Origin of the sequence: Sphingomonas lenta, from assembly GCF_002288825.1 — a bacterium.
In the GTDB taxonomy this organism is placed as follows: Bacteria; Pseudomonadota; Alphaproteobacteria; order Sphingomonadales; family Sphingomonadaceae; genus Sphingomonas; species Sphingomonas lenta.
The window spans coordinates 174,609-192,943 of record NZ_NSLI01000002.1; the positions used below are offsets into that span (position 1 = coordinate 174,609).

Consider the following 18,335-nt stretch of genomic DNA (forward strand, 5'->3'; position numbering starts at 1 on the left):
CGGGTTTGGCGAGTCGGAGCGGACGCACATCATGGGCTGGATCGCGATCCGCATGCTGACGGGCGATCGGGTCAAGTTCATCGGCCTCTTGTTCGGCGTCGCCTTCTCGACGCTGCTGATCACGCAGCAGCTGACCATCTTCGTCAACCTGCTGCTCCGCGGCGCGGCACCAGTGAACGAGGTCTCCACCGCCGACATCTGGGTCATGGACCCGTCCGGGCGCACCACGGACGTGACGCTCGCCCTGCCCTCCACGGCGTTGGAGCGGGTGCGCGGCGTGCCCGGCGTGCTCTGGGCCGCACCGCTCATCCGCTCGGGCGCGACCGTCAGGACGCCGGAGGGCGATCTGGAGCCCGTGTCCGTCATCGGCGTGGACGACGCGACGCTGATCGGCCTGCCCCGCCGCATGGTGGAGGGCAGCCGCGACGCGCTGGCCGAGCCGGACGCGGTGTTCATCGACGACGTGGGGTCGCGTAAGCTGTTCGAACAGGGCGGCGCGGTCGGTACGCGGCTCGAGCTGAACGACCAGCGCGCGGTGATCCGCGGCATCGTCGACGCGGACCCGAGCTTCACCTCGACCGTAATCCTCTACACGCGCTACTCGAACGCGCTCAATTACCTGCCCGGCACGCGCAACCGCTTGAGTTTCGTGCTCGCGCGCTCCGCACCGGGGCAGGACGCGAAGGCGGTCGCGACCAGGATCGAACGCGAGACGGGCTTGCGCGCGCGCACCAAGCCCGAGTTCGCGCGCGACGGCATCGACTATATCATCGAGAACACGGGCATCCCTATCAACTTCGGCATCACGGTCGCGTTGGGCTTCATCGTCGGCGTGGCGATCGTGGGTCTGACCTTCAGCCTATTCATCCGCGACAACATCAAGCAGTTCGGGGCGTTGAAGGCGATAGGTGTTAACAACAATGAGATCCGCCTGATGGTCGCGGCGCAGGCGGGGCTGGTCGGGCTGATCGGGTACGGCGTCGGCCTGGCGATGGCGGTCGCGTTCGTGTTCGTCGGGGCCGCGACGGGCGACGCGTTCAAGGGTTTCTACATGCCCTGGGAGATCCCCGTGATCGCGGCCGTGGTGGTGCTGGTCATGATCCTGCTCACGGGTCTCATCGCGCTGCGGTCGGTGCTGCGCACGGAGCCCGCCGAGGTGTTCCGATGAGCGAAGCCATCCGCGTCGAGGGGATCGTCAAGGAGTTCCCCGTCGGCGACACCCGCATCCGCGTGCTCCACGGCATCGACGTGGACGTGAACTCGGGCGAGCTGACCTATCTGGTCGGCGAGTCCGGGTCGGGCAAGACCACGCTGATCTCGATCATCGCGGGCATCCTCTACCCGACCGCGGGCCGCGTCAGCGTGTTCGGGACCGACATTTACGACCTGTCTGACAACCAGCTCGTCCGCTTCCGCCTCCAGACGATCGGCTTTATCTTCCAACAGTACAACCTCATCCCGACGCTAACCGCCGCGGAGAACGCGGCGGTGCCGCTGGTCGCGGCGGGCATGAGACGCGCCGAGGCGGTCGATCGCGGGCGGGCGCTGCTGGAGCGGCTCAACATCGGCGACCAGGCGGAGAAGCTGCCGCGCCAGCTGTCGGGCGGGCAGCAGCAGCGCGTCGCCATCGCCCGCGCGCTCGTCCACGAGCCGCGCCTCGTCGTCTGCGACGAGCCCACCGCCGCGCTCGACGCCAAATCGGGGAGGCGCGTCATGGACCTGCTGCGCGAGGTGGCGCTCGCGTCCGAGCGCGCCGTCATCATCGTCACGCACGACAACCGCATCTTCGACCTGGCCGACCGCATTCTCCAAATGGAGGACGGCCGCATCACGCGCGACGGCAAGCAGATGCCGGAAGGGCACTAATCGCATGAAGCTCAACTTCTCCCGCCACGTCCTACCCGCCGTCGCGGTGGTCGCGATCATCGTGTCGTTGGTGCTGGTGTTCCGGACGCAGCCCGACCGTACGCTCGCGCAGCCGATGACGACGCCCGCGACCAACCCGACCGCGAACCGGCCCACCGTGGCGGGCGCGGGCGTGATCGAGCCGTCGAGCGAGCTGATCGAGATCGCAGCACTTGTGCCGGGCGTGGTCGACCGGCTGTACGTCGAGGCGGGCCAGCGCGTCGCGGCGGGCGCGCCGCTCTTCTCGGTCGACAGCCGCGAGGCGCGCGCGGCGGTGGCGGAAGCCGAGGCGCGGCTGGCGCGCTCGCGGCAGAACATCGCCGCGGCGCAGACCTCGCTCGGCGTCGCGCGGCGGCAGTTCGCGCTCTACCAGTCGGCGGGCGATCCCCGCGCGGTAAGCCGGCAGGAGGTGATCACCAGCCGCGGCACCGTGGAGGACGCGTCGGCGCGCGTCGCCGTCGCCCAGGCCGAGGCGCGCGAGGCGCAGGCGCAGCTGGAGGCGGCGCGCGTCACGTTGGCGCGGCACACGGTCCGGGCACCGCGCTCGGCCACGGTGCTCCAAGTCCGCACCCGGCCGGGCGAGTACGCCAACGCCGGGCCGAACGCGGGCGACCCGCTGATCGCGATGGGCGTGACGGAGCCCCTGCACGTCAGGATCGACATCGACGAGAACGAGATCGAACGCGTGGCGCTCGGCCGGCCGGCGGTGATCTCGCCGCGCGGCGCGGCGAACCAGCGGACGCCCGTGACGTTCGTGCGCGCGGAGCCGCTGGTGGTGCCCAAGCGCTCGCTGACCAACGCGGCGACCGAGCGGGTGGACGTGCGCGTGCTGCAGCTGATCTACGCGCTGCCGGGAGCAAACCACGGCTATTTCGTGGGGCAGCAGGTGGACGGGTTCGTGCCGGCCAAGGGGGGTGGGCGGTGAGGCGAACGGCTAGCCCTCCCCCTCACCGTCACCCCGGACTTGTTCCGGGGTCCATCGTCGTACGCGCGTCGCCGGTTGGGGGACAGCACGCCCGCTCCTTCAACCGCTCGCAAACGGTTCGCTCGGACAGCGATGGACCCCGGAACAAGTCCGGGGTGACGCTAGGAAGTGAGGGTCGGCCAGCTCTGCCCCGCTTCATACTTCTGACAGCATTCACACTCGCCGCCTGCTCCACCGTCGAGCGCGCGCCGCCCGCGTCGAGCGCCGAGGCTGCGCTGCCGCCCAGCTTCGCGTTACTCGACCGCGAGCGGGCGGGTTCGGGGTCGCTCGCCGATCTTCTGCCCAGGCAGGACCCGGCGTTCGTCGAGCTGGAGCGCCGCGCGTTGACGGACGCCCCTACCCTCCTCGCCGCGCTCGCCCGGATCGACGCGGCGCGGGCGGGCGTGCGCGGCGCGCGGGCGGAGCGGTTCCCGAACGTGCAGGCGAGCGGGTCGGTCACGCGCCAGCGCATCAACCCCGGTGCGCAGTTCGGCGGCGACCTGCCGCCCGGCGTCGCGATCGAGCCGGGGCAGACGCAGTTCCGCGCCGGGCTGGACGCGAGCTTCGACGCCGACCTGTTCGGCCGGTTGCGCGCGAGCGAGCGCGCGGCGCGGCTCCGGGTCGACGCGGCGGACGCGGACGCGGCAGGCGTCAGGCTGGCGCTCACGGGCGATATCGCGCGCACGGTGGTGGACGCGCGCGCCCTCGACCGGCGCGAGGCGGTGGTCAGGCGCGACATCGCGAGCGCGGAGGAGCTGGTCGCGGTGACGCGCGTCCGTTCGCGCGCGGGAATCGCGCCCGAGTTCGACCTGGTGCGCGCGCAGTCGCTGGAAGCGGACGCGCGCGCGCGGCTGCAGCCGATCCTGTCGGAGCGGGCGGCGGTGCTCGGGCGGCTGGTAACGCTGACGGGCCTGCCGACGTCGGAGGTGCAGGGGCAACTCGCCGCCCCGCCCGGGCCGGGGCTGACCGCGGTTCCCGCCCTGTCTGTTCCGTCGACCCTTCTACGGGGCCGGCCCGACGTCGCCGCAGCCGAGCGTCGCCTCGCCGCGGCCGACCAGGAGATCGCGGCGGCGGCGGCCGACCGCTTTCCCCGGCTGACGATTACCGCCGCGCTAGGGCTGTTCGCGCTGACGGGCGGCGGGCTGTTCAGCGACGACGCGATCGTCGGTTTTGTCGGGCCGGGGCTGGCCGGACCGCTGCTCGATTTCGGCCGCGTGGGGGCGCGCATCGACCAACGTCAGGCCGAAGCACGCGAGGCGTTCGCCAACTACCGCGACGCGCTGTTCACTGCACTCGGCGAGACGGAGCAGGCGCTGGGCCAGATCACCGCCGCCGACGCGCGAGCCGTGGCGCTCGAGCGGCAAGCGTTCCTCGACCGCGACGCCGCCGGCCTGGCGCGCGAACGCTACCGGCGCGGTCTCGACACGTTTCTGACGGTGATCGACGCCGAACGCACCGCCAACACCAGCCAGGCGAACGCGATAGAAGCGCGCGCGGACGCGTCGCGCACGCGGGTGGCACTATACCGAGCGGTGGGCGGCGAGGCAGGCGCGAAGGCTGCGCCCTGATCCTACTTCTTGGGCGCGTCCTTGCGCTCGGCCTCGTGCCGATGGTCGCGCTTGTCGCAGCAGTCGCCCCGTTCACAGCACTCCGCGCGTTCCTCGCAGCAGTCGGCGGCGAGCGCCGGGGCGGCGGTGAACAGGACCGAGGCGGCGAGGATCTTGAGGCTGGTCACGGGCGTCTCCGTTGCGATAACGCCAACATAGCGGCGGCGTGCGGCGGAACCAACACTGCGCGTGGCGTTTACCCCGCGTATGACACAGGACCGTAACGAACAGGCGTCCCCCGCCCTCTCCCGCATCGGCCTGGCCGTGCTCGGCGCGGCGGCGGCGGGCGTGGGGCTGGCGGTGGCGTCCGAGCTGCTGGGGCGCGACGCGGAGCGGCAGGTGCCCGCCGATGGGCATTTCCTCGACGTGGAGGGCGCGCGGCTGCACTTCGTGGACAGCGGATCGGGCCGGCCGATCGTGATGGTGCACGGGCTGGCCGGGCAGCTGCGCAACTTCACACACTCGCTGACCGCGATGCTGGAGGGCGAGCACCGGCTGATCGCGGTGGACCGGCCCCGCTACGGCTACTCGACGGCGAAGCCCGGCACGGAGCCGAACCTGCGCGACCAAGGTCGATTGCTGGCGCGCTTCATCGACAAGCTCGGGCTGGAGAAGCCGCTGGTCGTCGGCCATTCGATGGGCGGCGCGGTGGCGCTGGCGGCGGCGCTGCACGCGCCCAAGAAAATCGGCGGGCTGGTGCTGCTCGCGCCGCTGACGCAGGTGCTGGATCAGGCTCCGGAGGCGCTCAGGCTATTGCAGCGCGACTCGCGCGCGGCGCGCGCGGCGATGGCGCGGCTGTTCGGCGTGCCGGTCGGGCGGCTCGGCCGGCGGGTGAACGAGGCGGCGATCTTCGCGCCCGATCCCGCGCCGGAGGACTTCGGGACGCGTGGCGGCGGACTGCTGGCGCTTCGGCCGCACACGCTCGACGCCGCGATGTACGAGGTGGGCGTGTCCAAGGACGATCTGGAGGCGATCGTGCCGCGCTACGGCGAGCTCAAGCTTCCGGTGTCGATCCTGTTCGCTCGCGAGGACAATCTGCTCGACCCCGACCTGCACGGGCGGCGCACCGCGCGCGAGATACCGGGGGCGGTGTTCGAGGAGATCGAGGGCGGCCACATGCTGCCCGTCACGCATCCGGAGGCGTGCGCCCGGGTGATCCGCGCGACCTATGCCCGCGTGAAGCGATGAGGCCGGCGTAGGCGGCGGAACAGCCCGCGCTTCGTCAGCGGCTCGAACATCTCGTCGGCGCCCTCGGGGTCGAGCACCTCGTTGTCGGCGAGCCATTCGGTGACGGCGTTGAGCTCGGGCACCTGATAGGGATCGAGCGTCTTGCCGTCCCCGCGCAGGCGCTCGACGGTCTCGATCAGCGACCCGGTCTCGTCGAGCAGGCGGGCGACCTCGGCGGGGCCTACGCCCAGGTGCTCGGCCAGGAGCTCGGCGCGCAGCCGCGCGATCGTGGCGCGCGTCTCCTCGTCCTGCGCCTCGATCACGAGGTCGCATTCGGTGTCGAGGCGGAGCGAGCGGTTGTTCATGTTGCTCGAGCCGAGCCTGAGCACGTCGGCGTCGGCGATCAGGATCTTGGCGTGGCAGTAGATGTCGGTGCCGCGCGCGGTGACCGGGTGGTAGAGGCGCAGCCGCTTGTGCGGGTCGCGCTGCCACAGCGCCGTCACGAGCCGCGCGCGGGCGGTGTCCATCGCGATCGGCTCCAGCCAGCCCTGCGCGTGCCGGGGGTTGATGATCACGATCTCGGGGCCGTCGGCCTCGGCCAAGCGGCGGGAGATCGCCTCTGCGATGCGGCGCGAGGCGAAGTACTGCGACTCGATGTAGAGGTGACGCTTGGCGCGCGCGATCAGGTTGAGGAACAGCGCCTCCGATTCGAACACCGGCTCGACGTCGGGCAGCGCGGGGATCGTGCGGGCGATGCCGACGGGGATGTCGGCGAAGTCGACGGGCAGGCCTTCGGGCCAGCAGGGGTCGAGCGGCGGCAGCGGTTCGAGCGGCTCGCCGCCCGCCAGCCGCCAGCGATCGCGCGCGATGGCGCCCAGCGCGGCGGCGACCTCGCCCTCGACGCAAGTGGTGGCGTCGTGCCAGGGCTTGTACGCCAGGCCGGTGGGGGTGCGGCGGCCGGGCTGATCGTCGAGGTGGTCGCACGTGTCCCAGCGCTCACTGGTCACGTCGATACCGCCGCAGAACGCCAGGCAGTCGTCGACCACGGCGATCTTCTGGTGGTGCGACGAGCCGACCGGGTGGTGGCCGTCGAGCTTGGTGGTGATGTTCGGGCGCGCCATCCAGCGCAACAGCGTGAACACGGTGGTGCCGCGGAACAGCGTCTTGATCGCGCCGAAATCCCAGCGGAGGAGATAGATCTCCAGGTCGGGATTGCGCTCGGAGAGCCAGGAGATAAGGCCGCCCACCGTGCGCGGCTCGCCGGGATGCCGCCGCTCCGGGTCGAGCGGGATGCGCGCGTCGAAATCCCAGCCGATCAGCATGATGCGGCGGCGCGCGCCCAGCATGGCGGTGCGCAGGCGCTTGAAATAGGCGTCGGCGTCGACAATCACCGCGACCTTGCTCGCGTGCGCCACGCGCCAGACGTCGACCCCCGCTTCCATGCGCGCCCTTGTGGCCGCGCGCGGCGTCCAAGCCAAATGGAATCGCATGAGTGAAACGTTCCGGCTATGTTCGCGACGTCGTGACTCGCAAGATCATCCATATCGACATGGACGCTTTCTTCGCGTCGGTGGAGCAGCGGGACGATCCGTCGCTCCGGGGCAAGCCGGTGGCGGTCGGCGGCGGCGGTCCGCGCGGGGTGGTCGCGGCGGCGAGCTACGAGGCGCGCAAGTTCGGGGTGCGCTCCGCGATGCCGGGCGCGCAGGCGGTCAGGCGCTGCCCGGAGCTCTTGTTCGTGAAGCCGCGGTTCGACGTGTACGCGAGCGTGTCGCGTGAGATCCGGGCGATCTTCCGCGACTATACGGACGCGGTGGAGCCCTTGTCGCTCGACGAGGCGTATCTCGACGTCACCGGGGCCGAGTCGGCGCGCGCGGTCGCGGAGGAGATCAGGGCGCGGATCAGGGAGACGACGGGCCTGACCGCGTCGGCGGGGGTGAGCTATAACAAATTCATCGCCAAGCTCGCGTCCGACCAGAACAAGCCGGACGGGCTATGCGTGATCTTGCCGGGGAAGGGGCCGGCGTTCGTCGCTTCTCTGCCCGTGTCGCGCTTTCACGGCGTGGGGCCGGTGACCGCCCGCAAGATGGAGCGGCTCGGCATCCTGACGGGCGCGGACCTGCGCGACCGCGACCTGCCGTTCCTGCAGGCGCATTTCGGGTCGTACGCCAATTATCTCTACGGCGCCGCGCGGGGCGAGGACCACCGGCCCGTGCGCGCGTCGCGGATCAGCAAGTCGATCGGGGCGGAGCGGACCTTCTCCACTAACATCTCGGCCGAGGCGGAGTTGGCGGAGCGGCTGGCGGGGATCGCCGACGCGGCCTGGGCGCGGGTCGAGCGGGCGCGGGTGCATGGGCGCACGGTGACGCTGAAGCTGCGGCATCCCAGTTTCGAAACGATCACGCGGGCTAAGTCGTTCGCCGAGCCGATCGCGACGCGCGACGCGTTCCTGGCGGCGGGGCGGTTCCTGCTCGCAGGCCAGCTGCCGGTGCCGAATGGGGTGCGGCTGCTCGGGCTGACGCTGTCTGGATTAGTCGCGGAGGCGGAGCGGCCGCAGCCCGCCCTGCCCCTCTAAGCCGATGGACGCGCCGCGCCCGCTTGGTTAACATCCGCCCTGAGAGGGGCGGTCGAAGCGTATGCAGGTGGATCCGTGGCTGATCGGCGCGATCGCGCTCGCCGCGGGCGGCTACGCCACCTACCTGCTCGCGCTGACGCGGAACCTCGTCGAGCCGAACCGAACGTCCTGGCTGATCTGGGCCGCGGCGACTGGCGTGGAGGCGGGCACCTACGCCGCCGTCAATCCGGACGCGCCGCAGGCGATCGTGTTCGCGCTGTCGACGGTCGCATGCGTCGTCGTCACCGCGGCGATGTGGCGGCGCTCGCGCTGGCGCGCCCCCGACCCGCTGGAGATCGCCTGCCTCGTCGCCTGCCTGGGGGCGATCACGTTGTGGGTGTTCTTCCGGCAGGCGTTCTGGGCGCACATGCTCGTCGTCGCGGCCGTGCCCGTGAGCTTCTGGCCGACCTGGGCGAGCGTGCGCGAGGACGCAGGCCGCGAGCGGACGCCGGCCTGGGGGTTGTGGACGCTGGGCGACTTCGCGACGCTGGTGGTGGCGACGCGCGCGGCGCCGATCGGGCTCGAGGAGCACGGCTACGTCTTCGTGGAGCTGGTCTGCCACGCGAGCGTGTGGCTGATGATCGGGCTCGGCTCGATCCTGCCGCGGCGGCGGGCGGCGGCGTTCGCCGTGCGCGACACGCATCTAGGCCGCGCGGTGTTCGCGGCGGAGCCGTTCGCGGAAGGCCAAGCGATCACGCGCTTCTCGGGCCGACGCGTCGGCGCGGGCCGGGTGCGCTGGCCGCTGGAGGGAGCCGACGACCGGTTCGTGCAGGTCGCGCCCGACGCGTATCTGGGTCCGTCGGGGCGAATCGACGACCTGATCAACCACAGCTGCGATCCGAATGCGGGCCTGCGCTTCACGCCGGCGGGCGTGCTCCTCGTCGCGATCCGGCCGATCCAACCGGGCGAGGAGATCGCTTGGGACTATTCCACCACCGTCGGCGAGGCGGGCTGGCGCATGGCGTGCCGGTGCGGAAGCGCGAAATGCCGGGGCGTGGTAGAGGGTTTCACGTCGCTGCCGGAGGATCGGCGGCGCTGGTTCGAGGAGCAGGGTCTGGTCGCGCCCTATCTACAAGAGCGCGCCGCTCAGGCGGCCTGAGCCAGCGCGGCCCCGGCGCTCTTGAGCGTCAGCACGGCGGTCGCCCCCTTACCCCAGCCCTCGCTCTCCAGCCGGAGCGCGCCTTGCATGGCCGTCATCGAATTGGCGCACCAGTGGAGGCCGAGCCCGCCCGACTTGTGCGCGCGCGTCGAGAAGCCGCGCTGGAAGAAGATTTCGCCGCGTTCGGGCTCGAAGCCCTCGCCGTCGTCGCGGATGCGGACCTCGGTCGTGTCGCCGACTTCGACGACGGTGACCGCGATCGAGCCGCTGGTCCGCCCCGTCGCGGCGATCGCCTCGGCGGCGTTGCCGAGCAAGTTACCGACCACCTGGCTGAGCAGCACGCGGTTGGCGAGCACGGTATGAACCGCGCCGGGGAAGCTGACGGCGATATCGAGGCCGTGCGAGTAGCGCGCGATGGCGGCGTTGCGGGCGACCACCTCCGACACGTCGCAGGGCTCGAGCTGCGGACGCTCATGCGCGTGCGCCTGTTGCTGACCGATAATCTCGAGGACGTGCGCCATCGCCTCGCGCCCGACCTGGAGTTCGCGGACCTGCGCCTCGCGGGCGCGCAGCTCGGCCTCGACCGCGGCGGCCACGAAGGCGCTGAGCTTCTGACGCCGCGCACCCGTAACCTCGTCGCGCGCGAGCTCGCCCAGCGCGCGGTCGAGCGTGGCGCGGTCGACCGGCGGCGCCTGGGCGACGCCCTGGCTCAGGATGGTGCTGACCGGATTGAGCGCGTTGCGGACGTTGTGCATGACCGCGACCGCGCTCTCCGAGCGGCCGAGCTGGAAACTCTGCGCCTCGATCTGCTCGCGCAGCGCGCGGAGCTGGGCGAGCATCGCGTTGAAGCTCGCGCCGAGCGAACCGATCTCGTCGGCGCGACGCTCGCCTTCAAGGAGCGCGAGCGAGCCGGACGCGCGGACATGCTGCATGTGCCGCTCGACGCGGTGTAGCGGCTTCAGGACCAGGCGGTCGATCACGCGGCGAAGGACCATCAACACGAGCAGCAACAACACCGTTGATCCGGCCACGGCGAGCATCAGCATGCGGCGGCCGAGCAGCGACACGTCGCGCGGCACCTCGAAGCGCGCCGCGCCGATCGCGCGGCCGTCTGCGCCCGCGATGGGCACGGCCAGCCCCAAGGTGGCGCGCGTCGGCGTGGTGAGCCGGTCAGGCGGCCGGAGGTCGATCGCCGCCCTCACCTGCAACAGGTCGGACATGGCTCCGGACGTCAGCACGCGCGCCATCAGCACGTGGCCGCGGGGCTCGCCCGTGCCGTCGGAACGGCGGATCACCGCCGCGGCGACGGCGACGATCCGGCCGTCGATCTCGGCGAACCAACCGGCGGAGCGGCGGCCGGCGAGCACTCGCGCGAGGTCAGTCGCGGCGATCCGCTCGACGAGCCGGGCGCGCAGTCGGGCGTCCTGACGGCCCGAACCCTGCCAACGCGCGATCACCACGTGGCGATCGGGGGCGACATAGGCCATGCCCTGGACGCCGAGATTGCTCATGGCGAGCGGCGAGAAGCTCTCCTCCTCGAATGCACGGCTGCGCTCGGCCATATAGTCGTAGCTGTCGGTCCAGTCGCCATAGTCGCGCACCGCGCTCTCCACCTTGGCGGCGTAGTCGGCGAGCGCGGCGCGCGTCCGGTCGGCGTGCGCCTCCACGGCGCGGCGCTCCAGCGTGTCGAAGCTGGGCGTGATGACGGCGGCGAGCAGCAGCGTCACGCCGATCGCGGCCGCGACTCCGACGCCCGTCAGGATCAGGATGAGCTTCGCGCCGAGCGAGGCCGACGCGATGCGGCGCGCGGCCATCAGCCGACCGTCCCGGTCGCGGCCTCCGTCTCGGCGCCGATGAAGCGTGCGTCCGCGAGCCGCCGCGCGACGTCGGGCGTCACGGGGCGTGACAGGTAATAGCCCTGGAGGTGCGACGCGCCGGCCATGCGGAGCGCCTGGACCTGCGCGGCCGTCTCCACCCCTTCGGCGACGACGCCGAGCCCGAGCGCGCGGGCGAGGTGGATGATCGAGTGGACGATCGCCGCCGACTCGCGCTCGCGGCCCATGCCGTCGATGAAGCTCCGGTCGATCTTGAGCGCGTCGAGCGCGAACTTGCGGATATTGTAGAGCGACGAATAGCCGGTGCCGAAATCGTCCAGCGCGATGCGGAAGCCCATCTGACGCAGCTTGTAGAGCGTCTCCGCGGCGCGCTCGGCGTCGTCGAAGATGGCGGTTTCCGTGATCTCGATCTGGACGCGGCCGGGCTCCACGCCCGCGCGCTGGGCGCACTCGACGACGTGGCCGACGAAGTTGTGGCGGCGGAACTGGCGCGGGCTGAAGTTGATGGAGACGTACTGGCCGGGCCAGCCCTTCACCTGTTCCAGCGCGTGCTCCAGCACCCAGTCGCCGAGTTCGTGGATCAGGTTCGACTCCTCGGCGATAGGTATGAAGACGGCGGGGCTGATCGGGCCGTACTCCGCGGTGTTCCAGCGCAGCAGCGCCTCGAAGCCGGCGATCTCCAACTCGTCGCGCTCGACGATGGGCTGGAACGCCAGGCTGAGCTCGCGCTTGTCGATCGCCTGCGCCAGACCGCCCTCGATCCGTTTGCGGAAGCGGATGCCCTCGTCCATCGCCTCGTCGAACAGGCGCACGACGCCGCGGCCGGCGCGCTTGGCGTCGTTCAGCGCCAAGTCGGCGCGGCGGAGCACGTCCACGGGATCGTGCGCGCCGCCGTCCACGGCGACGAGGCCGCACGAGGCCGCGCCCTGGACGGAGGCGCCGTAGATGATGTGCGTGGTCGAGCAGGCGGCGACCATGCGGTCGCAGGCCATCACCGCCGCCGTCTCGCCGGGCGTGTCGAACAGGACGCCGAACTCGTCGCCGCCCAACCGGGCGACGAGCGCGCCGTCCGGCGCGGCGCGGCTCAGGATCGCGCAGACCTCGCGGATCAGCGCGTCGCCCGCCAGGTGGCCGAGCGTGTCGTTGACGATCTTGAACCTGTCGAGGTCGATCATCGCGGTCGCGAACAGGCCCGGTTCGCGGGCGCGGTCGGCGAGCGCGCGGGTGAAGAACAAGCGGTTCGGCGCTTCGGTCAGCGAGTCGTGCGTCGCGATGTGAAGCGCGCGGCTCTCGTTCGCGGCGAGTTCGAACGACTGCTCCTCCAGGCGAAGAACCTGGTCGGCGAGCGTCGCGCGGGCGGCGGCGAGCTCGCGGTCGACCCGCCAGCGGTCGCCGAGCGCGCGCGCGGTCTGCTGGACCTCGGCGACCTCGAACGGCTTGGCGAGGTAGAAGAGCTTGTCGGCGGGACCGGCGACGCGCGCGATCTCCAGCGGCGAGAAGTCGGAATAGCCGGTGACGATGCAGAGGTTGACGTGCGCATCGAGCGCCCGGATGCGCCTGGCGGTCTCGCGGCCGTCGATGCCCGGCGGCATACGCACGTCGATGAAGGCGACGGCGAAGGGCCGCCCTTCCGCCAGCGCACGCTCCACTTCCGCGACCGCGTCCAGACCCTGATTGTGGTGCACCAGCTCGAACTCGGGCACGGCGTCCGGCGCGGGCGCGTCCTCGCCGAACAGCTCGGACGCCATCGCGGCCAAGGCGTCGTCGGGGCCCGTCGGCGCGAAGCAGCGGCGATAGCTGTCGTGCGTCGCGGGCTCGTCGTCGACGATGAGGATGCGCATGGGCCGGTGCTCCGATCGTGGTTCACCGGAGGTAAGCGGACGGGGTTACCGCGGGGTAAACGGGTGGTAGAAGTGCAGCGTGAGCGGGGAGCCGACCACACGCAGGCGCTTGCTGGGGATAGGCGGGCTGGGCGCGGCGGGGCTGGCGCTGCCCGGCTGCGCCACCATGGTCGCGCGACGGGAAGCGGTCGCGACCGGTTGCTTGCCGCCGGTGCTGGTCGACCGGAGCCGCGTCATCCGCGAGGTCGTCGGCCTGCGGCCCTATCGCGCGTCGGGCTTCGTCGTGCGGGCGGAGGCGCTGGGGACCAAGCGGCTGGTCCACAATTACGGCCATGGCGGCGCGGGTATCACGCTCAGCTGGGGCACGTCGCGGCTCGCGGTCGAGCTGGGGCTGCAGGGGCATCAGGGGCCGGTGGCCGTAGTGGGCGCCGGGATCATGGGGCTGACCACCGCGCGGCTGGTGCAAGAAGCGGGGTTCCCGGTCACGATCTACGCGGAGGCGCTGCCGCCCGACACCACGTCCAACATCGCGGGCGGGCAATGGGCGCCGTTCGGCCACTCCCGCCGGGACGCGGTCACGCCCGAATGGCGGGCGCAATTCGCCAGGGCGCTGGACTATAGCTGGCGGCGCTTTCAGCTGCTCGTCGGCGACGAATACGGCGTGCGCTGGGTTCCGACCTACGACCAGGGCGACGGGCCGGACCCGGCCGATCCGCTCGAGCGCTATCGGCCGGACCATCGGCCGCTCGCTCCGAGCGAGCATCCTTTCGCGGTGGAGCGGCTGTCGCGATACCAGACGATGTACGTCGAGACGGGGCGGTTCCTGCGCCAGCTGATCCGCGACGTGCAGGTCGCGGGCGGGCGGTTCGAGCGGCGGCGCTTCGCGAATCCGGCCGAGCTGGCGGCGTTGCCCGAGGGGCTGGTGTTCAACTGCACGGGGCTGGGCGCGCGGGCGCTGTTCGGCGACGAGGAGCTGCGGCCGGCGCGCGGGCAGCTGGCGGTGCTGCTGCCGCAGCCGGAGGTGCGGTACGCCTTCACCGGCCAAGCCGGCTATATGTTCCCGCGGCCCGACGGCGTGCTGCTGGGCGGGACGTTCGACATGGACGAGTGGTCGACCGAGCCGGATCCGGCGATCACCGAACGGATAATCCGATCGCACCAGACGCTGTTCGGCGGCTTCCGCTGCCGGACGGGTAGATCAGGCCTCGCCTAGCGCCTGCCGACCCAGCACGATCGCGCCTAGCGGACCCGCGCGGCCGCCGAGCGCCGCGGGGACGAGGTAGGTGTCGGTGTCGACGATCTCCGGAAAGGGCATATAGCCGCCCAGGCTGTCGCGGAGCATGCGCCGCATCGCGGGCAGGAGGTGTCCCGACGTCATGACGCCGCCGCCCCAGACGATGCGGCGCGGCACGCCCGTGAGCACGAGCGCGTGGGCGAGCTGGGCGAGCGCGTGGGCGACGCCGTCCCAGACGGGGTTGTCGGGGGCGAGGCTCTCGGCCGGGTGGCCGGTGCGCGCCCTGATCGCGGGGCCGCTCGCGAGTCCCTCGACGCACGCGCCGTGGAAGGGGCAGGCGCCCAGCCACTCGTCGCCGGGCACGCGGACGGGGCGGAGGTGGCCGAATTCGGAATGCGTCAGCCCGTCGACTGGCCGCCCGCCCGCGATCATTCCCGCGCCGACGCCAGTGCCGACGGTGACGTAGGCCGCGTCCGCCAGTTCCTCCGCCGCACCCCAGCGCGCCTCGGCGAGCGCCGCGCCGACCACGTCCGAGTGGAAGCCGACGGGCACGCCATAGCGCTTGCCCAACCTGCCCGCGACGTCCGCGCCGGCCCAGCCGGGCTTGGGCGTCACGCCGACGCGGCCCCATTCGGGCGAGCGGCGGTCGATGTGGATGGGGCCGAAGCTGGCGATCCCGATGCTCGCGAACCCGGTCCAGCGGTCGAGCACAGCCTCGATCGCCGGCAGCGTCCGCTCGGGGCGCTCAGTGGGCAGGCGCACCTCGTCCTCGATCCGGTCGGGGCCGCTCGCGAGGATGCAGACGACCTTGGTGCCGCCCAGCTCCACGCCCGCGATCAGCGGCTTCGCCCCGGTCATTCGACCGTGACCGACTTCGCCAGGTTGCGCGGCTGGTCGACGTCCGTACCTTTCGCGACCGCGACGTGGTACGCCAAGAGCTGCACCGGCACCGCGTAGACGAGCGGCGCGATGAGAGGGTGGACTTCGGGCATCTCGATCGTGGCGATGGTGTTCTCGCCGGCCTGGGCGATGCCCCTGGCGTCGGAGATGAGAACCACCTGCGCGCCGCGGGCCTGCGCCTCCTGCATGTTCGACACCGTCTTGTCGAACAGCGGCCCTGACGGCGCGAGCACGATCAGGGGGACCTGGTCGTCGATCAGCGCGATGGGGCCGTGCTTCATCTCACCCGACGCGTAGCCTTCGGCGTGGATGTAGCTGATTTCTTTGAGCTTGAGCGCGCCTTCGAGGGCGAGCGGGTAGTCGGGGCCGCGGCCCAAGTAGAGCACGTCGCGCGCGGCCGCGATCTTGCCGGCCATGGCCTGGATATCGTCGTCATGCGCGAGCGCGTGGGACAGCGCCTGCGGCGCTTCGCGCAGGTGGCGAACGATCTCCTGCTCCTCCTCCGGCGACAACCGGCCCTTGGCGCGGGCGAGGTTGGTGGCGAGCGCGGCCATGACGGCGAGCTGGCAGGTGAACGCCTTGGTCGAGGCGACGCCGATCTCCGGGCCCGCGTGCGTGGAGAGCAGCAGGTCGACTTCGCGCGCCATGGACGAGGTCGGCACGTTGATGATGCCGGCCGTCATCAAGCCGTGCGTCTTCATGTGCCGCAGCGCGGCGAGCGTGTCGGCGGTCTCGCCCGACTGCGAGATGACCACGCCGAGCTGCCCCGGCGTCAGCACCGGGTCGCGGTAGCGGAACTCGCTCGCCACATCGACCTCGACAGGGACGCGGGCGAACTGCTCGATCCAATATTTGCCGATCATGCCAACATAGGAGGCGGTGCCGCAGGCGACGATCGCGACGCGCTCCACGGTGGACAGGTCGAACGCCATGTCGGGAAGTGCCACCTGCTCCTCGACGGGGCGGAGGTAGGAGCGCAGCGTCTGGGCGACGACGACCGGCTGCTCGTAGATCTCCTTCTGCATGAAGTGGCGGTGGTTGCCCTTGTCCATCAGCTGGCCGGACGCGCCGGACTGGACGATCGGGCGGTCGACGGGGTTGTTGTCCTTGTCGAACACCTCGACCCGATCGCGCGTGATCGCGACCCAGTCGCCCTCGTCGAGATAGGCGATGCGCTGGGTCAGCGGCGCGAGCGCGAGCGCATCGGAACCGAGATAGTTCTCGCCGTCGCCGTAACCGACCGTGAGCGGCGCGCCGAGGCGCGCGCCGAGCAGCAGGTCGGGATGCGTCCTGACCATCACGCCCAGCGCGAATGCGCCGTGGAGGCGGGGAAGTACGGTGGCGAGCGCCTGCTTGGGCTCGGCGCCGCGCTCGATCTCGCGGGAGATCAGGTGCGCGACGACCTCCGTGTCCGTCTGGCTCTTGAACTCGCGGCCGTCGACGAGGAGCTCGTCGCGCAAGGGCTTGAAGTTCTCGATGATGCCGTTGTGCACGACCACGACGTCACCGACGATGTGCGGGTGCGCGTTGCCCTCCGTCGGCGCGCCGTGCGTCGCCCAGCGCGTGTGCGCGACGCCCGCATTGCCGGGCAGCGGCTCCTCGCGCAAGCGCTCGCCCAGGTTCTTCAGCTTGCCGGGCGCGCGGCGGCGGTCGAACTCGCCCGCGTGCACGGTGCAGATGCCGGCCGAGTCATAGCCGCGATATTCGAGCCGCTTCAGGCCGTCGAAGAGCCGATCGGCGACCGGCTCGGCCCCGAGAATACCAACGATCCCGCACATCTACGCCGTTCCCCTACCCTTTCGCCGCGGCCTTACGCGAACTCATCATGTCGCGGAAGCGCTTGGCCCAGCCGGGCCGCGCCTCCTGCTTGCCGCGCGCCACGGCGAGCGAGTCCGGCTCCACGTCGGCGGTCACCACCGACCCCGCCCCGACGATCGCGCCGGGTCCGATCGACACGGGCGCGACGAGCGCGGAGTTGGAGCCGATGAACGCGCCCGCCCCGATCTTCGTACCGTATTTGAAGAAGCCGTCGTAATTGCAGGTGATCGTTCCCGCGCCGATGTTCGCGCCTTCGCCCACCTCGGCGTCGCCGAGATAGGTGAGGTGGTTCGCCTTCGCGCCGCGGCCGAGCACCGCCTTCTTCATCTCGACGAAGTTGCCGACGCGCGCGCCCTCGCCGACGACCGCGCCGGGGCGCAGGCGGGCATAGGGGCCGACGTTCGCGCCCGTGGCGACGCTCGCGCCCTCCAGATGGCTGAAGGCGTGGATCGTCACGCCGTCGGCCACGCGGACGCCGGGGCCGAACACAACGTTGGGCTCGACTGTCACGTCGCGGCCGAGCTCGGTATCGTGGCTGAACCAGACCGTCTCCGGCGCGATCAGCGTCGCACCCTCGGCCATAGCGCGCATGCGGCGGCGGCGCTGCCAGTCGGCCTCGACCGCGGCGAGCTCGGCGCGGCTGTTGACGCCCGCGACCTCGGCCGCCTCCGTCTCGATCACCGCGGAGCTGCGGCCGTCGGCGGCGGCGAGCTGGACGATGTCGGGCAGGTAGTATTCGCCCGCGGCGTTGTCGTTGCCGACGCGCGCGAGCAGCGGGAACAGGTCGCGCGAGCGGACCGCCATCAGGCCGGAGTTGCACAGCGTCTCCGCGCGCTCGTCGGTGGTCGCGTCCTTGAACTCGACCATCTTGGCGATGCGCCCGTCGGCCCCGGCGATGACGCGGCCGTACGCGCCGGGATCCGCCGGGCGGAAGCCGAGCACCACGGCGGCAGGCTCGTCCTCGGCGTGGAGCCGGTCGAGCATGCGTCGCATCGTATCCGCGCCGACGAGCGGCACGTCGCCGTAGAGGATCAGCACGTCGCCCTCGAACCCGGCGAGCGCGCCTTCGGCCTGAGCGACCGCGTGGCCCGTGCCCAGCTGCTCGGCCTGAAGTGCTACCGCCACGCCGAGCGGCTGGACGGCGGCTTCGACCTGCTCGCGCCGCGCGCCGGCCACGACCACGGTGCGTTCGGGGCCGAGCTCGCCGACCGAGGCCAGCAGGTGCAGGAGCATGGGTCGGCCCGCGACGGGGTGGAGCACCTTGTGCAGGTCGGACTTCATGCGCGTGCCCTGGCCGGCGGCGAGCACGATAGCGGCGAGCGGGGTCGTCATGGCGGCGGCGAGTGCCACGATC

Annotated in this window: 15 protein-coding genes; 8 read left to right on the forward strand and 7 right to left on the reverse strand. The window is 71.5% G+C overall.

Annotation, left to right across the window (positions count from 1 at the left end):
* Positions 1 to 31 precede the first annotated feature (31 nt).
* From CKY28_RS04025 to CKY28_RS04040, 4 genes are all read left to right on the forward strand, one after another.
* The gene (locus tag CKY28_RS04025) at positions 32 to 1,168 is read left to right on the forward strand and encodes an ABC transporter permease (protein WP_095997062.1); all 1,137 of its coding nucleotides are present in this window, start codon (positions 32 to 34) and stop codon (positions 1,166 to 1,168) included.
* Positions 1,165 to 1,866, forward strand: a complete 702-nt coding sequence (locus CKY28_RS04030) for an ABC transporter ATP-binding protein (protein WP_095997063.1) — start codon at positions 1,165 to 1,167, stop codon at positions 1,864 to 1,866. Before CKY28_RS04025 ends, CKY28_RS04030 begins: the two co-directional genes overlap by 4 nt.
* Positions 1,867 to 1,870: 4 nt before the next feature.
* Positions 1,871 to 2,830, forward strand: coding sequence for an efflux RND transporter periplasmic adaptor subunit (locus CKY28_RS04035; RefSeq protein ID WP_095997064.1), 960 nt, complete (start codon positions 1,871 to 1,873; stop codon positions 2,828 to 2,830).
* Positions 2,831 to 2,985: 155 nt separating this feature from the next.
* Positions 2,986 to 4,437 carry an efflux transporter outer membrane subunit gene (locus CKY28_RS04040; RefSeq protein WP_176472948.1) on the forward strand — a complete coding sequence of 484 codons (1,452 nt, stop codon included), beginning with the start codon at positions 2,986 to 2,988 and terminating at the stop codon, positions 4,435 to 4,437.
* Between the two features lie 2 nt (positions 4,438 to 4,439).
* Here the strand turns inward: CKY28_RS04040 and CKY28_RS18525 are convergent, their stop codons facing one another.
* A complete protein-coding gene (locus CKY28_RS18525; RefSeq protein ID WP_176472949.1) occupies positions 4,440 to 4,604 on the reverse strand; it encodes a hypothetical protein in 165 nt (54 codons plus the stop codon).
* Positions 4,605 to 4,683: 79 nt separating this feature from the next.
* Between CKY28_RS18525 and CKY28_RS04045 the strand changes: the two genes are divergently transcribed.
* On the forward strand, positions 4,684 to 5,664 hold the full coding sequence (locus CKY28_RS04045) for an alpha/beta fold hydrolase (protein WP_095997066.1): 981 nt from the start codon (positions 4,684 to 4,686) through the stop codon (positions 5,662 to 5,664).
* Here CKY28_RS04045 and CKY28_RS04050 read toward each other — a convergent pair.
* Positions 5,643 to 7,085 (reverse strand): phospholipase D-like domain-containing protein, encoded by a 1,443-nt coding sequence (locus tag CKY28_RS04050; RefSeq protein WP_095997067.1) that lies wholly within the window; start codon positions 7,083 to 7,085, stop codon positions 5,643 to 5,645. The genes CKY28_RS04045 and CKY28_RS04050 overlap by 22 nt on opposite strands.
* An 80-nt stretch (positions 7,086 to 7,165) precedes the next feature.
* Between CKY28_RS04050 and dinB the strand changes: the two genes are divergently transcribed.
* Positions 7,166 to 8,215, forward strand: a complete 1,050-nt coding sequence (dinB, locus tag CKY28_RS04055; protein ID WP_281253206.1) for a DNA polymerase IV — start codon at positions 7,166 to 7,168, stop codon at positions 8,213 to 8,215.
* 61 nt (positions 8,216 to 8,276) lie between these two features.
* Complete coding sequence (locus CKY28_RS04060; protein WP_095997068.1) at positions 8,277 to 9,353, forward strand: SET domain-containing protein; 1,077 nt, start codon at positions 8,277 to 8,279, stop codon at positions 9,351 to 9,353.
* Here CKY28_RS04060 and CKY28_RS04065 read toward each other — a convergent pair.
* Both CKY28_RS04065 and CKY28_RS04070 read right to left on the reverse strand, forming a co-directional pair.
* Entirely contained in the window at positions 9,341 to 11,167 is a 1,827-nt protein-coding gene (locus tag CKY28_RS04065) for a CHASE4 domain-containing protein (protein WP_095997069.1), read from the reverse strand. The two genes, CKY28_RS04060 and CKY28_RS04065, sit on opposite strands and share 13 nt — an antisense overlap.
* Positions 11,167 to 13,029: a putative bifunctional diguanylate cyclase/phosphodiesterase gene (locus tag CKY28_RS04070; RefSeq protein WP_095997070.1), complete on the reverse strand. Its 1,863-nt coding sequence runs from the start codon at positions 13,027 to 13,029 to the stop codon at positions 11,167 to 11,169. The genes CKY28_RS04065 and CKY28_RS04070 overlap by 1 nt, the downstream gene beginning before the upstream one ends.
* 109 nt (positions 13,030 to 13,138) lie before the next feature.
* Here CKY28_RS04070 and CKY28_RS04075 point away from each other — a divergent pair, with 109 nt between their 5' ends.
* Positions 13,139 to 14,242, forward strand: a complete 1,104-nt coding sequence (locus CKY28_RS04075) for an FAD-dependent oxidoreductase (protein WP_245841583.1) — start codon at positions 13,139 to 13,141, stop codon at positions 14,240 to 14,242.
* Here CKY28_RS04075 and CKY28_RS04080 read toward each other — a convergent pair.
* The 3 genes from CKY28_RS04080 to glmU are packed head-to-tail and all read right to left on the reverse strand — an operon-like array spanning position 14,228 to position 18,313.
* Entirely contained in the window at positions 14,228 to 15,121 is an 894-nt protein-coding gene (locus tag CKY28_RS04080; protein ID WP_095997071.1) for an ROK family protein, read from the reverse strand. The genes CKY28_RS04075 and CKY28_RS04080 overlap by 15 nt on opposite strands.
* Positions 15,118 to 16,941 carry a glutamine--fructose-6-phosphate transaminase (isomerizing) gene (gene glmS, locus CKY28_RS04085; RefSeq protein WP_095997072.1) on the reverse strand — a complete coding sequence of 608 codons (1,824 nt, stop codon included), beginning with the start codon at positions 16,939 to 16,941 and terminating at the stop codon, positions 15,118 to 15,120. The genes CKY28_RS04080 and glmS overlap by 4 nt, the downstream gene beginning before the upstream one ends.
* Before the next feature lie 13 nt (positions 16,942 to 16,954).
* Complete coding sequence (gene glmU / locus CKY28_RS04090; RefSeq protein ID WP_095997073.1) at positions 16,955 to 18,313, reverse strand: bifunctional UDP-N-acetylglucosamine diphosphorylase/glucosamine-1-phosphate N-acetyltransferase GlmU; 1,359 nt, start codon at positions 18,311 to 18,313, stop codon at positions 16,955 to 16,957.
* Between the last annotated feature and the right edge of the window lie 22 nt (positions 18,314 to 18,335).